A 14989-nucleotide genomic window follows, 5' to 3' on the forward strand; every position below is an offset into this window, starting at 1 on the left:
CTACCGTCGAGCGTCAACAGTTCGCGCTCGATACCCACCGGCAACAGCGTCTGCCCGATTGCCTTGAGCACCATATCGGCTTCGACCACGAAGCGCTCATGATTACCATCGCTCGACGTGCGTTCGAATTCGACACCTGTCACAACGCTGCCTTCTCCGATCAAACGCATCGGCGTTGCGTGCGTGACCAGCGTGACGCCGTTGGTCTGCGCGAAATCGCGCTCGGCCCATGTCGCGCTCATTGATTCGACGCCGCGTCGATACACCATCGTCACCGACGTCGCACCGAGCTTGCGGCTTTGCACGGCGGCATCCACGGCCGTATTGCCGCCGCCGATCACGACGACCCGGCGGCCCACCGGCACGGTGCCGAAGTCGCTCGCAGTGCGCACCTGTTCGATGAAATCCACGGCGTTCATCACGCCACTCAGGTCCTCGCCTTCCATCGCCAAGGCACGCACGCCCGTGAGGCCGATCGCGAGGAACACCGCGTCGTGCTGCTTGCGCAGCGCCTCGAGGTCCACGTCACGCCCAAGCGCCACGCCATGTTTGATCTCGATACCGCCGATCGAACACAGCCACTCCACTTCGCGTTGCGCAAAATCGTCGACGGTTTTATAGGCAGCGATACCGTATTCGTTCAGACCACCCGCTTTCTCGTGGGCGTCATAGACGGTGACGTTATGCCCGGCTAGCGCGAGACGGTGCGCGCATGCGAGTCCAGCCGGTCCCGCGCCCACCACCGCGACATGGCGCCCCGTTTCAGCGGCGCGCTTGAATAGCGGCTCACCGCGCGCCATCGCCCAATCGGTTGCATGACGTTGCAGCGCGCCGATCGCGACGGGCTTCGCATCCTGATGGTTGCGAACGCAAGCACCCTCGCACAGGATCTCGGTCGGGCAAACACGCGCGCACATGCCGCCAAGCGGATTCGCCGACAGAATGTCGACGGCCGCGCCTTTCAGATTGCCGTTGCCGATCTTGCGAATGAAACTCGGAATATCGATCTGCGTCGGACACGCGTTCACACACGGCGCGTCGTAACAGTAGTGACAACGGCTCGCCGCCGCGGCTGCGGCACTTGCGTCGAGCAACGGCGCGATGTCGGAGAACTCGCAGGAGAGTTGATCGGCCGATAGGCGCTGAGGCGCAATATCGCCGGCTTGCTTGATGGCCATACACGTTCCTTCTTCAATGTGAGGACGTAGCCGCTCCCGCCGGCTGCGCTGAAGCGGAACCGGGACGGCATGTTTTATGGGCACTACAGTGCGGCCGATGAATCGACCGCCACCGCTAAGCGTTATGAAACCGGCTCGCACGCTCGTCCGAGCATCGCATGCAACAGGACGTTGGCGCCCGCTTCGATCCATTCGAAGGTGGCGTCCTCGATCTCGTTGTGACTGATCCCGTCCACGCACGGCACGAACACCATCGAGGTGGGCGCGACTTGCGACAGATAGCAGGCATCGTGTCCCGCACCGGACACCATGTTGCGATGGGGATAGCCGAAGCGCTCAGCCGCGGCGCGTACGGACTTCACGCAGGCCTCGTCGAAAGCGACGGGCGCGTAGTAAAAGATCTGTTCGAGTTCGGTTTCCAGACCGATACCGCCCGCGATATCCGCCACGCCTTGACGCAATGCGGCATCCATCTTCGCGAGTACGGCATCATCCGGATGACGGAAATCGACGGTGAAGAACACGCGGCCTGGAATCACATTGCGTGAGTTCGGATAGACCTGCATCATGCCGACCGTCGCGCAGCCGAACGGCGCGTTATCCAGCCCGATGCGATTGACCAGATCGACCACGCGGGCCGCGCCGAGCAATGCATCGCGACGCCGTGGCATCGGCGTCGGACCCGCATGCGCCTCTTGCCCAGTCAGCGTGATTTCGTACCAGCGCTGACCTTGCGCGTCGGTCACCACGCCAATGGTTTTCTGTTCGGCTTCGAGAATCGGCCCTTGCTCGATATGCAATTCAAACGCGGCATGTAGCGGTCGGCCACCGCAAGGCAGATCGCCTGCATAGCCGATGCGCTTGAGTTCCTCGCCGATGGTCTTGCCGTCCACGTCCTTACGCGAGAGACCGTAGTCCAGCGTGAAGACGCCTGCGAACACCCCTGAGGCCACCATTGCCGGCGCGAAGCGCGAGCCTTCCTCGTTGGTCCAGATCACCACTTCAACCGGATGCTCGGTCTCGATGCCGTGGTCGTTCAGACTGCGGATCACTTCGAGTCCGCCGAGCACGCCGTAGATACCGTCAAAGCGACCGCCGGTCGGCTGCGAGTCCGCGTGCGAACCGGTCATGACCGGCAACGCATCGGGATTGCGCCCGGCGCGGCGCATGAATACATTGCCCATCTGATCGACACTGACCGCGCAACCCGCTTGCTTCGCCCAACTGACGATCAGGTCGCGCCCCTCCTTGTCGAGGTCGGTCAGCGCCAGCCGGCAGACGCCGCCTTTGGGCGTCGCGCCGATCTTCGCCATCGTCATCAGGCTGTCCCACAGCCGCTTGCCGTCGACCTTGATCGACGTAGCGGGTTCCGCGTGTCTCAGTGCTTCGGATACCGCGTTCATTCGTCTCGCTCCTTTCGATGAACCGACATGAAACCGGTGCATGGGCGGCGGGTTTTGGGGCGTGGCCGCACGGCGGCGGTGCACACTCGATACGTTGGATCGCCTCTTCATCGGAGGGCAAACCCTGGGGCATCGCCCGCTCTCTCAATCCTGTCCAGTTGGACAGGTTGTAGACGATTAAGCCTGCCAAATCAATGCTTTTCGTACGGCCGGATACAGAGCGAGAAGCGTGCCATTGCACTGCAGCACGCTTTTTTAACCCGCTTCGAATGCGCGTGTTTATCCGCGCCCGAACGACTAGAATGAAGCGCGACGCGGCACGCATGCCGATGAAGGCCAACATGAGAGACGACAACGTGGCTGCCGACATCACGGAAAACGACGAGACCAAGGACGAAACTCGCGCGCCTTTGCGGCGGCGCAAGGCGCACATTCGCGAGTCGAACGAAGCGCATTTATTGGCGTGTGCCGAAGCGGTCTTCGCGGAACGAGGACTCGACGGAACCAGTACGGCGATGATCGCGGAACGTGCAGGCTTACCGAAAGCCAACCTGCATTACTACTTCCCGACCAAGCTCGCGTTGTACCGGCGCGTGCTGGAAGATCTGTTCGAAGACTGGTATCGCGCGGCGGATACTTTCGAATGCAGCGACGATCCGGTCGAAGCGATTGGCGGATACGTACGCGCGAAAATGGAATTGTCGCGCCGCCGGCCATTAGGCTCGAAGGTGTGGGCGAGCGAGATCATTCACGGCGCCGAGCATATGGAGGACATTCTCACGGGGCGCGTGAAGCCGTGGCTGGATAGCAGGGTGAAGGTGATCGACGACTGGATCGCACGCGGCTTGCTGGCGCCGGTGAATGCACAAACGCTGATGTACATGATCTGGGCAACCACCCAGCATTACGCCGACTTCGACGCACAGGTTCGTGCGCTCAAAGGCAAGCGCGCGCTCACGCAGAAGGCGTTCGAAGCCACCACTGAGGAAGTCGTGCAGTTGGTGATCCGGGCGTGCGGCGCCGTATCGCCGGCACAGCGCGAGGACGGTGCGGACCCGTCGAGATAAAAAGCAAAAACCCGGCTGCGCTTTTTAACCGCAGCCGGGCTTTCGCACTATTGCGTGATGCCTTTCTCTCGATGCCTGGTGCTTCAATACGTCTCCAGATGCAAGCGCCCTTCGCGTTTCAGCTTCGTCCATAACACGTCCCAGTCGAGCTGGTGCTGTTCGCCGATTTCCCTGAGCGCCTGCAATACACCGTCCTCCATACCCTTCAATCCGCACACGTAGATATGCGTGTTGTCGTCCTTCAGCATGTGCGCGACGTCGACCGCGCGCTCGCGCATCGCGTCCTGCACGTAACGCTTGGGCTGCCCCGGCGTGCGCGAAAATGCCAGATTCGTGTCGATGAAATCCTTCGGCAGATTCGTGAGCGGCCCGAAGTACGGCAACTCTCCTTTCGTGCGCGCACCGAAGAACAGCATCAGCTTGCCGGTCGCGCCCTTCAGACGGCGCCGCCTGCGATACTCGGTCATCGCGCGCATCGGCGCTGAACCGGTGCCGGTGCAGATCATCAGCAGATGCGAGTTCGGATGATTCGGCATCAGGAACGTGCCGCCGAACGGGCCGATCACATTGACCACGTCGCCCTTCTTCAGGTCGCACAGATAATTCGAGCAGACTCCATCCAGCGCGTCGCCGTGCTGCTGGGACACGCGCTTCACGGTGAGAGAAACGTTGTTATAGCCGGGCCGTTCACCATCGCGTGGGCTCGCAATCGAATACTGCCGCGCGTGATGCGTGCGGCCATCGGCAGTTGCACCCGGTGGCAGGATGCCGATCGACTGGCCCTCGAGCACCGGAAAAGGCATCGAACCGAAATCGAGCACGATGTGATGAATGTCGCTATCCGTCGAGCCGTCGGTAAGCCGGTAGTTGCCCACCACCGTCGCGGTAGTCGGCGCCTTGTGCGTATAGAGATTCACGTACGGCCTCGCGGCTGACCACGGTGGCACAACCGAGCCGCGCACAGTATCGACTTCAATACCGCTTGCGTCCGCCGGTGTGTCGCTCGATGTCCCCGCAGCCGCGGCATCTTCCACCGCCGGCACGGCCATTGTGTTCTGCTCAGGCAGCACGTCCCATTTGAACTGCTCGTCGAGGGGATAGGCATCGGCTTTCAGCACGGTGCGCCAGTTATCGATCGCGCCGGTCGGACACGGCGGCACGCAAGCCATGCAGCCGTTGCAGATCTCCGCCTTGACCACGTAATTGTTCTCGTCGTGCGTGATCGCATCGACCGGGCAAGTCTCTTCGCAGGTATTGCAGCGAATGCAGATTTCCGGATCGATCAGATGCTGTCTCAGGACTTCGACCGATACTGGGCCGTTCATGACTTCCTCCACCTATATTCGCGCGGATACGACGCCGCACGCCGCACGTTTTCAATCGCCGTACTCAGTTAAAGCGCACGTATTCGAAGTCGACCGGCTGACGATTCACGCCCATTGCCGGCGGCGCAATCCAGTTCGCGAACTTGCCCGGTTCCGTGACGGGGCCCATCAGCGAAGCGACATAGGCGCGGTCTTCCGGCGAGGCGAGCCACTTCGCCTCATTGGCGGCCCATTCAGTCTCGCTGATCACACGGCCGTCCGGCGAAACACGGGTGTTCGCAAACGTGCCGATCTGCCGGTTGAACGCCTTATGCGGTACCGTCATGCGGAAATCGATGCCGGCCTTTTCAAGCACCTTGTTCCAGCGGCCGACACCCGCCACCGAATCCTTGATGTAGTCGTCGCGCAGCACTTCATTCATGGCGTTGAGCATCGGCACTTCGCGCTCAACCAGCTTGCCGTCCTGCACGTCGAGCAGCTTGTAGCTTTGAGCGTTCAATTGATGATCGTCGTCGCGCTTGTTCTCTTCGTAGCGGCCCTTCAGACCCGAGCTATAGAACGTGGCGGCGTTGGACGAATGATCGGCGCCGAACAGGTCGATCGTCACGGAGTAGTGGAAGTTCAGATAACGCTGGATGGTCGGCAAATCGATCACGCCGGCCGCGCGAATCTTCGCGACGTCGTCCGTGCCCAGTTCGTTCATCACCTGCGCGGTACGCTGGATCACACGCGACACACCCGATTCGCCGACGAACATGTGATGCGCCTCTTCAGTCAGCATGAACTTCGTGGTACGCGCAAGCGGATCGAAGCCCGACTCGGCGAGCGCCGACAACTGGAACTTGCCGTCGCGGTCAGTGAAGTAGGTGAACATGTAGAACGCGAGCCAGTCCGGCGTTTTCTCGTTGAAGGCGCCGAGAATGCGCGGATTGTCCTCGTCGCCCGAACGGCGGCCGAGCAGTGCTTCGGCTTCCTCGCGTCCATCGCGGCCGAAGTAGCGATGCAGCAGATACACCATCGCCCACAGGTGGCGGCCTTCTTCCACGTTCACCTGAAACAGGTTGCGCAAGTCGTACATGGAAGGCGCCGTCAAGCCGAGATGCCGTTGCTGCTCGACCGAAGCCGGCTCCGTATCGCCTTGCGTCACGATGATGCGGCGCAGATTCGCGCGATGCTCGCCGGGCACGTCCTGCCACGCAGCCTCACCCTTGTGTTCGCCGAAATGGATCTTGCGGTCCTGCTCGCCGGGCGTGAGGAAAATGCCCCAGCGATAGTCCGGCATCTTCACGTGATCGAAATGCGCCCAGCCGCCCGCGTCGACGCTCACCGCCGTACGCAGATACACGTCATAGCCATGCGAGCCTTCGGGGCCCATATCGCCCCACCACGACAGAAAATTCGGCTGCCACTGTTCGAGCGCGCGTTGCAATGCACGGTCGTCGGCGAGATTGACGTTGTTCGGAATCTTTTCGCTGTAGTTGATCGTTGACATGGTCGGTATCCTGATCGGAATGCGGTGCTTTGCGGTGCCTAAGTGTGAGAGGCGCGTAGCGGGCAAGGAGCGTTGCTTTCAGTTGCGTCGCTTAAGAAACATCAAACGCGCGAAACGTCGAATTGCGCCTTGCTGCCCTTGCCGTACACCTTGAGCGCGCCCTTCTCGCCCACTGCGTTCGGCCGGTTGAAGATCCAGTTCTGCCATGCGGTGAGACGCCCGAAGATACGTGTCTCCATTGTTTCCGGGCCGTTGAAGCGCAGATTCGCTTCGAGGCCGGTCAATGCATCCGGCGACATGGCCGCGCGTTCTTCGAGCGCGATGCGGATTTCGTCTGCCCAATCGATATCGTCAGGCGACGCGGTGACAAGGCCCAAACGCTCCGCTTCAACCGGCTTGATCGGCTGGCCGATTTTTGAGCGCACCGCGTCGAGCGGGTCGGCTTCTTCATAGAAGCGGCGAGCGAGGCGCGATTGATGCGTGACCATCGGATAGAGACCGAAGTTGACTTCCGAGAGCGTGATCGCCGGTTCTTCGTCTTCGTTGCTCGGCAGTGCCGCCATATAGCTGCGATCGCAGGCGAACGCGAGTTCCGCGAAGGTGCCCGCAAAGCATGAGCCCGGTTCGATCAGCGCGAACAGCGAACGCGACGACACGTCGATACGCGCCAGCGTGCGGCGCAACAGGCCAATGGTCTCGCGTACGAACCAGTGATCCTTGTGCTGCATCAGCGTGGCGTCGGCGGCGAGCAGGTTACGGGCATCGCCTTCGGTCTTGAAGACCCAGGTGCCGACGTCGAGCTCGTTGGTGCGCATCGACAGAATTGCGTCGTCGAGCTCGCGGGCGAACTGCAGCGGCCACCAACTCGTGCCGGCGGCGACGATCGCGTCGATCTGCGTAGGCTGTCCGGCTTGCGGGGCTTTCGCGGTAAAGGTGGCGATGCGCTTAGCACGATCGATCGTGATGTCGAGCGTTTTATAAGTCAGGCCGTCTTCACGGTCAGTGCGTTCGATACGCGTGAGCATCACGCCTTGCGCATCGGCGGGACGATCGCTTTGTTCGGCGAGTTCGAGCGCGCGTGCCTGAATCGTCTGATCGAACTGATTCGGCTTCACGACTTCATCCACGAGCCGCCATGCTTTCGCCCGTTCACCGCGAATGCCCTCGACCACCGTACAGAAGATGTCCGCGCGATCGTGACGCACCTTGCGTTTATCGGTGACGCGCGTCAGGCCGCCCGTGCCCGGCAGCACACCCAGCAACGGCACTTCCGGCAGCGACACCGAAGACGAGCGGTCATCCACCAGATAGATCTCATCGCAGGCAAGCGCGAGTTCATAACCGCCACCGGCGCATGCTCCGTTCACCGCAGCGAGAAACTTCAGACCTGAATGACGCGACGAGTCTTCGAGCCCATTGCGTGTTTCGTTGGTGAACTTGCAGAAGTTGACCTTCCACGCATGCGTCGACAGACCCAGCATGAAGATGTTCGCGCCAGAGCAGAACACGCGGTCTTTCAGGCTTGTCAGCACCACCGTTCTGACTTCGGGATGCTCGAAGCGGATGCGCTGTATCGCGTCGTGCAGTTCGATGTCGACGCCCAGGTCGTATGAATTGAGCTTCAGCTTGTAGCCGTCACGGATGCCACCATCCTCGGCGATGTCGATACCGAGGGTCGCGACGGGACCGTTGAAACTCAGCTTCCAATGCTTGTACTGCGAGGGATCGGTGCGGTAGTCGACCGGCGCGATTGCGGCTTCTGCTGCGGACATGGGGCGTCTCCTGACTGGACGAGGCAAAATCTGTTTTTTGAACAATAGTGCATCGTCAAACCCATGTAAAGCACTTTAGTGCATGTTCGCTAGTAAACCCTGGCACGCCACTGCAGGTCAGCTCGACCGTGCGTCATCCGGCGATTCGGCCGCGATCCTTGCTGCAAGCCGGTCACGCAACTGCAAGTAGGCGTCGGCCAAGGTTTTCTCGCTGGTGTCGAAGGTCATGTCGGCGCGGCCGTACAGTTCGCTGCGCCCTGTCAGGATGCGCTTGAGGTCGTCCATCGCCTCCTTGTTGCCGGACATCGGCCGCAGGTCGCCTTGCGCGACGACGCGGCGCATATGCTCTTCCGGCGTGGCTTGCAGCCATACGGTGAAGCAGTGCGACAGCAGCGTGTTGAAGGTGCCCGACTCCGACACCAGGCCGCCCGGCGACGCAATCACGGCGCGCTCATGCTCCTGAATCACCGCCTCCAGCGCGCGATGTTCATAACGCCGATAAGCGCTCGCGCCGTACAGGGAATGAATCTCCGACGGCGGACAACCGGCGAGCTGCTCGATCACCCGCGTCAACTCGACGAACGGTACTTTGCGCTCCTGCGCCAGCATCCGTCCAAAGGTCGACTTGCCGGCCCCGCGCAGGCCGATCAGCGCGATCCGATCCTTACGGTGCGGGTCACGCGGCGCTTGCGCGAACATCTCGGCAAGCGCTACACGGGCGCGCTGCAACGCTGCCTGGTCGCGCCCTTGCAGCAATTCGCGGATCAGCAGCCATTCGGCCGAGACGGTGGTTTCGTCGCCGATCACCTCGGCCAGCGGGCAGTTCAGCGTCGCCGCGATCTGCCGCAGCACCAGCACCGAAGCGTTACCCACCCCCGATTCGAGATTGGCCAGGTGACGCTCCGACAAGCCGGTTTCAGTCGCGAGCGTCTTGCGCGTCATGCCGCGGCGCGCACGCAGCAAACGCACGCGCTCGCCCATCGCCGTCAGAAAAGGATCGCGTTCTTCACGCTCGGCGCCGCGCTCCGCCCCGCGTTCGGGTCCGCCGTCGGTCCCGCGCTCGGTCCGATCGGCGCGGCTTGCGTCCTCATCGGCAGGGTCGTCCACCGGCGTGGGAGAGTAATTTTGGTTCATGTTTAACTACCTCTTAACTGCGTTACATGTACTATAGTGCTTGACACGCACCCAGTGAACGGTTAATTTTCGCCAAATATTGATCCAATAACAAACGCTGTCGAGCTTTTTCGGCGGCGTCACGGAGAGGGTGTGGCAACACGCATGAATTAACGTGCGTGCGCCCCGCCGATCTGGAGGCTCGCATGTTCCCACATGATTTCCAACGCCTGATTGCGGGCGTGACAGAGCAACTCGCCGGCCGACCGCTCGACGCCGCGCTGGCCACATGGTTCAACACTACCTATCCCGCGGACGGCGCGACCTTCCGCGATCTGACGGATGCCTGCCGCACCGGCGTGGCCGAAGGCTGGCTGTGCAACCGCGAGGGCGGCGGCATTCGCTATGGCCGGATCTTCAAGGCGCTGCCCGATACCCACGGCTTTTCCGTCGACGTGGTCGATATGAAGGATATTGCCGGTCCGCATCACGTTCACCCGAATGGTGAAATCGATCTGATCATGCCGCTGACCGCTGGCGCCACCTTCGACGGTCATCCGGCCGGCTGGTGCGTGTACGGCCCTGGTAGCGCGCACCGTCCCACCGTCGCGAACGGGCAGGCGCTGGTGCTGTATCTGCTGCCGCAAGGCGCGATCGAATTCACCGCCGCCCCATCTTCTGTCTGAGGCTTGTCATGACCGAACTATTGAAAAACTACGTTGCCGGCCAATGGGTCGCAGGCAGCGGCGAAGGCGTAACGCTGACCGATCCGGTTACCGGCGAAGCGCTGGTGCGCGTGTCGAGCCAGGGTCTGGATCTCGGCCACGCATTTGGCTTTGCTCGCGAAAAAGGTGGCGCCGCCCTGCGTGAACTGAGCTACGCGCAGCGCGCCGCACGCCTCGCGGAGATCGTCAAACTGCTTCAGGCCAGGCGCGACGATTACTACGCGATCGCTACCGCAAACTCGGGCACGACGCGCAACGATTCGGCGGTCGATATCGACGGCGGAATCTTCACGCTGTCGTACTACGCGAAACTCGGTGCGTCGCTCGGCGACGTGCATGCGCTGCGCGACGGCAACGCCGTCTCGTTGAGCAAGGACCAATCGTTCAGCGTGCAGCACGTGCTGACGCCGACGCGCGGCGTCGCGCTCTTCATCAACGCGTTCAATTTCCCATCGTGGGGCTTGTGGGAAAAAGCAGCGCCGGCCTTGCTATCGGGCGTGCCCGTCATCATCAAGCCCGCCACGGCAACGGCATGGCTCACGCAACGCATGGTGGCCGATGTGGTGGACGCCGGCATTCTGCCGCCCGGCGCGTTATCGGTTATCTGCGGCAGTTCCGCAGGTCTGCTCGATCAGATTCAGGCATTCGACGTGGTGTCGTTCACCGGATCCGCGCAAACCGCCGCAACATTGCGTGCGCATCCGGCTTTCATCGAGCACGGCGCGCGCCTGAATGTCGAGGCCGACAGTCTCAACAGTGCCATCCTCTGTGCCGATGCAACACCCGGCACACCGGCCTTCGACCTGTTCATCAAAGAGGTGGTGCGGGAAATGACCGTGAAGTCCGGTCAGAAATGCACCGCGATCCGGCGCGCATTCGTGCCGGAAGCATCGCTCGAGGCGGTGCTCGATGCACTCAAAGCCAGGCTCGCGAACATGACCGTCGGCAATCCACGCAACGACACCGTGCGGATGGGTTCGCTCGTGAGCCGCGAACAATACGAGAACGTGCTGGCCGGCATCGCCGCGTTGCGCGAGGAAGCGGTGCTGGCATTCGACGGTTCGGCGGCCCCCCTCATCGATGCGGATGCAACGATTGCGGCGTGCGTCGCGCCCCATCTGTTCGTGGTCAACGAGCCCGATAGCGCGACGCTGCTGCACGACGTCGAAGTGTTCGGACCGGTGGCGACCGTGGCGCCCTATCGTGTTGCCGCCGCTGCAAACGGCGCCCTCCCCGAAGCGCACGCTGTCGCACTCGCGCGACGCGGCCAGGGCTCGCTCGTCGCGTCGATCTATTCGAACGACGACGCGCATCTCGGGAAGCTCGCACTGGAACTCGCCGATTCGCATGGGCGCGTCCACGCGATCTCGCCCTCCGTCCAGCACAGTCAAACCGGGCACGGCAACGTGATGCCTATGTCGCTGCACGGCGGACCGGGGCGTGCGGGCGGCGGCGAAGAACTCGGCGGTCTGCGTGCACTGGGTTTCTACCACCGGCGCTCGGCGGTCCAGGCGTCGACTGCTGCAATCGACGCACTCACGCAAACCACGCATTCGCCTACGGCATAGCGGCACGAGGCGAGCAATCAAGGGAAGCACTTAGCACGCAAGCATCGCGCGGATCACGAGCACATAAACGCCGGACCGCCTCACCGGATGGAGGAGACATATGGAAGCCCTGCTGGAAACGGCTGCGAGTCAGCCCGCCGCGACGGTCGAGCCGCCGCCCGCGCTATTCAATTTCGCGGCCTACCTGTTTCGACTGAATGAATCGCGCGCCGGCAAGACCGCTTATATCGACGACACCGGCGCCACCACTTACGGCGAACTCGAAGAACGGGCCCGGCGCTTCGCGAGCGCATTGCGCGCACTCGGCGTGCATCCGGAGGAGCGCGTGCTGCTGGTCATGCTCGATACCGTCGAGCTGCCAATTGCCTTTCTCGGTGCGCTCTATGCGGGCGTCGTGCCGGTCGTCGCGAACACGCTGCTCACCGCTGCCGACTACGTGTACATGTTGACGCATAGCCATGCACGCGCCGTGATCGCATCGGGCGCATTGCTGCCGAACGTCACGCAGGCGATGGAAACGGCCGAACACGACGGGTGCCAGTTGATCGTCTCGCAGCCGCCCGAAAGCGAGCCTTTAATGGCGCCGCTGCTCAAGGATCTGATCGACGCGGCCACGCCGGCCGTCAAGGCGTCCACGACAGGTTGCGACGATATTGCGTTCTGGCTGTATTCGTCGGGCTCGACCGGCAAACCCAAAGGCACCGTCCACACGCACGCGAATCTGTACTGGACCGCCGAGTTGTACGCGAAGCCCATTCTTGGCATTGTGGAAAGCGATGTGGTTTTCTCGGCAGCCAAATTGTTTTTTGCGTATGGTCTCGGCAACGGTTTGACGTTCCCGCTTTCAGTTGGCGCGACCGCCGTGTTGATGGCCGAGCGTCCCACCGCTGACGCCATTTTTACGCGCCTCGTGAGATATCGCCCGACCGTTTTCTATGGCGTGCCGACGCTCTACGCGAGCATGCTCGTGAGCCCTAACCTGCCCGCGCGCGCCGACGTTGCGATACGCGTGTGCACGTCGGCGGGCGAAGCGCTGCCGCGCGAAATTGGCGAGCGCTTTACAGCGCACTTCGGCTGCGAGATTCTCGACGGTATCGGCTCGACCGAGATGTTGCATATCTTCCTGTCGAATCGCGCGGGGCAAGTCGAATACGGCACCACCGGACGCCCCGTGCCAGGCTACGAGGTCGAACTGCGCGACGAAGCCGGTCATGCCGTGCCCGACGGCGAAGTCGGCGATCTGTATATCAAAGGGCCGAGCGCCGCGTTGATGTACTGGAGCAATCGCGAGAAGTCGCGCGCCACGTTTCTCGGCGAATGGATTCGCAGCGGCGATAAGTATTGCCGCCTGGCGAATGGCTGCTACGTGTACGCCGGCCGCAGCGACGACATGCTGAAAGTGAGCGGCCAGTATGTATCGCCCGTTGAAGTGGAAATGGTCCTGGTACAGCACGATGCGGTGCTCGAAGCGGCGGTGGTCGGCGTGGATCACGGCGGCCTCGTGAAAACCCGCGCGTTCGTGGTGTTGAAGCGTGAATTCGCGCCGTCTGAGATACTCGCGGATGAGTTGAAGGCTTTCGTGAAGGAACGGCTCGCGCCGCATAAGTATCCGCGCGATATTGTATTCGCCGACGATTTGCCGAAAACCGCGACCGGCAAGATCCAACGCTTCAAACTGCGCGAACAGTCATAAGGTGATCCATGCAGAACCCCGCCTCCGCACTCTCTGACAGCGGCTTCGCAGAACTGCCCGCTACTGCATCGCACGGGCCATTGCGCATCGAATACCGTTGGCTGAATGAAGCGGCGGCTAATGCACCCCTCGCCGTATTCCTGCATGAAGGACTCGGATCGGTTGCGATGTGGCGCGACTGGCCGCAGTCTTTGTGCGAGCAGCTCGGCATGCGTGGGCTCGTCTACTCGCGGCCCGGTTATGGACTCTCCACACCGCGTGAGCACGATGTCAAATGGCCGGTCGATTTCATGACCGCGCAAGCGCGCGATATCCTGCCCGCTTTGCTCGACGCACTCGCTATCAGCATGCAGGAACGCCGGCGCATGTGGCTGATCGGCCATAGCGACGGCGGCTCGATTGCGCTGCTCTACGCGGCGCTGCATCCCGATGCATTGGCCGGCGCGGTCGCAATCGCGCCGCATGTATTCGTCGAAAATATCTCGGTGGAAAGTATCTCGCAGACGAAACAACTCTACGAGACAACAGACCTGCGCAGCAAGCTAAGCCGCTATCATGCCGACGTCGATTCCGCGTTCTATGGCTGGAACGATATCTGGTTGAATCCCGCATTTAGAGCGTGGCGCATCGTCGATGAACTGGGCGCTATCAGGCAGCCGCTGCTTGTGGTGCAAGGCCACGACGACAACTACGGCACGATGGCGCAGATCGACACGATCGGCGAGCGTGTGCCGCATGCACAACTGGTGAAACTCGACGCGTGTGGGCACTCGCCGCATCGCGATGCGCCGGTTGCGTTGAATGAGGCGATTGCGGCGTTTATTTCACGGCAGCGTTGAATATTATTACGGCACGCCGGCGACGGTCACGACCTGACCGTTGTTGCCGGCGGATTCGATCTGCCTTTCGATATCTCACCAGACCTCACCGGTCTCACCATTTCATTACCGCCGCTTCACAAAACTTACACAGGTCAGCGACTATTCTCTTGCATCGCTGACCTTGGCACACGAAAAATGCCTCGGCGCTCCCTCCCCCGTGCTGGAGACATTCCATGTCCGCTGTGTCGAAGCTGACTGCTGCCTTACTTCGCAAACGTTTGGCAGGCGCACTGATCGCCATGTCCTTGTGCGGCGTGCTCGGTGCCTGTGGCAACGACAACGACTCATCACCAGACACGCACGCAGCGAATTCCACCGACAGTGCCGGCGATAACAGCGGCACGTCGCAGGTTTTATCAGCAAACCCGTCGTCCGCCGCACCTGCCTCATCCGCACTACCCGCACTACCCGCACTACCCGCACTCACGATTCAAACTCCTGCACTACCCGCATCAAGCGCCGACACGGCTCTGTCCGCCGCCACCTCGACGCCGCTCGCCGCACCCGTCATCCATACCGTAGATTGAGCTCCACATCCCATGCGCCGCGCGGCTCACGCTCGCGCCGTATGGTTCGTTCCTCTCATGAAGATCGAAAGCCAAAACCATGACTTCAAAAAATCGCCGTGATTTTCTACGCTCCGCCGCGCATGCAGCCGGTTCCGCCACCGCGTTGAGCATGTTGCCGCTGGGCATCCGCAACGCGCTCGCGATTCCCGCCAACAACAAGACCGGCAGCATTCGCGACGTCGAGCACATCGTCGTGCTGATGC

The 14989-nt window shown here is 61.8% G+C and carries 12 protein-coding genes; 6 read left to right on the forward strand and 6 right to left on the reverse strand.

What is annotated here, in order from left to right:
- Together QOC89_RS05810 and QOC89_RS05815 are read right to left on the reverse strand one after the other, a co-directional pair.
- Positions 1-1178 (reverse strand): NAD(P)-dependent oxidoreductase (locus tag QOC89_RS05810; RefSeq protein WP_323044156.1); only part of this gene is annotated, 1178 nt, incomplete at its 3' end.
- A gap of 122 nt (positions 1179-1300) precedes the next feature.
- A complete protein-coding gene (locus QOC89_RS05815) occupies positions 1301-2581 on the reverse strand; it encodes a Zn-dependent hydrolase (protein WP_323044157.1) in 1281 nt (426 codons plus the stop codon).
- A gap of 341 nt (positions 2582-2922) precedes the next feature.
- Between QOC89_RS05815 and QOC89_RS05820 the strand changes: the two genes are divergently transcribed.
- Positions 2923-3648: a TetR/AcrR family transcriptional regulator gene (locus QOC89_RS05820; protein ID WP_416340360.1), complete on the forward strand. Its 726-nt coding sequence runs from the start codon at positions 2923-2925 to the stop codon at positions 3646-3648.
- An 83-nt stretch (positions 3649-3731) separates the two neighbouring features.
- On the opposite strand, the gene boxA is transcribed toward QOC89_RS05820, so the two are convergent.
- The 4 genes from boxA to QOC89_RS05840 form a co-directional block, all read right to left on the reverse strand.
- Entirely contained in the window at positions 3732-4973 is a 1242-nt protein-coding gene (gene boxA, locus QOC89_RS05825; protein ID WP_323044159.1) for a benzoyl-CoA 2,3-epoxidase subunit BoxA, read from the reverse strand.
- 64 nt (positions 4974-5037) lie between these two features.
- Positions 5038-6465: a benzoyl-CoA 2,3-epoxidase subunit BoxB gene (boxB, locus tag QOC89_RS05830; RefSeq protein ID WP_323044160.1), complete on the reverse strand. Its 1428-nt coding sequence runs from the start codon at positions 6463-6465 to the stop codon at positions 5038-5040.
- A gap of 101 nt (positions 6466-6566) precedes the next feature.
- A complete protein-coding gene (boxC, locus tag QOC89_RS05835; protein WP_323044161.1) occupies positions 6567-8237 on the reverse strand; it encodes a 2,3-epoxybenzoyl-CoA dihydrolase in 1671 nt (556 codons plus the stop codon).
- 117 nt (positions 8238-8354) lie between these two features.
- On the reverse strand, positions 8355-9371 hold the full coding sequence (locus QOC89_RS05840) for a helix-turn-helix transcriptional regulator (protein WP_323044162.1): 1017 nt from the start codon (positions 9369-9371) through the stop codon (positions 8355-8357).
- Between the two features lie 185 nt (positions 9372-9556).
- Between QOC89_RS05840 and QOC89_RS05845 the strand changes: the two genes are divergently transcribed.
- From QOC89_RS05845 to QOC89_RS05865, 5 genes are all read left to right on the forward strand, one after another.
- Positions 9557-10036 carry a DUF4863 family protein gene (locus QOC89_RS05845; RefSeq protein ID WP_323044163.1) on the forward strand — a complete coding sequence of 160 codons (480 nt, stop codon included), beginning with the start codon at positions 9557-9559 and terminating at the stop codon, positions 10034-10036.
- Positions 10037-10044: 8 nt separating this feature from the next.
- The gene (locus QOC89_RS05850) at positions 10045-11643 is read left to right on the forward strand and encodes a 3,4-dehydroadipyl-CoA semialdehyde dehydrogenase (RefSeq protein ID WP_323044164.1); all 1599 of its coding nucleotides are present in this window, start codon (positions 10045-10047) and stop codon (positions 11641-11643) included.
- 100 nt (positions 11644-11743) lie between these two features.
- Positions 11744-13336 carry a benzoate-CoA ligase family protein gene (locus QOC89_RS05855; protein ID WP_323044165.1) on the forward strand — a complete coding sequence of 531 codons (1593 nt, stop codon included), beginning with the start codon at positions 11744-11746 and terminating at the stop codon, positions 13334-13336.
- An 8-nt stretch (positions 13337-13344) separates the two neighbouring features.
- Positions 13345-14175 (forward strand): alpha/beta hydrolase, encoded by an 831-nt coding sequence (locus QOC89_RS05860; RefSeq protein WP_323044166.1) that lies wholly within the window; start codon positions 13345-13347, stop codon positions 14173-14175.
- 215 nt (positions 14176-14390) lie between these two features.
- Positions 14391-14744, forward strand: coding sequence for a hypothetical protein (locus QOC89_RS05865; protein ID WP_323044167.1), 354 nt, complete (start codon positions 14391-14393; stop codon positions 14742-14744).
- Positions 14745-14989: the final 245 nt, after the last annotated feature.

Source organism: Paraburkholderia sp. (assembly GCF_034668105.1).
Lineage (GTDB): Bacteria > Pseudomonadota > Gammaproteobacteria > Burkholderiales > Burkholderiaceae > Paraburkholderia.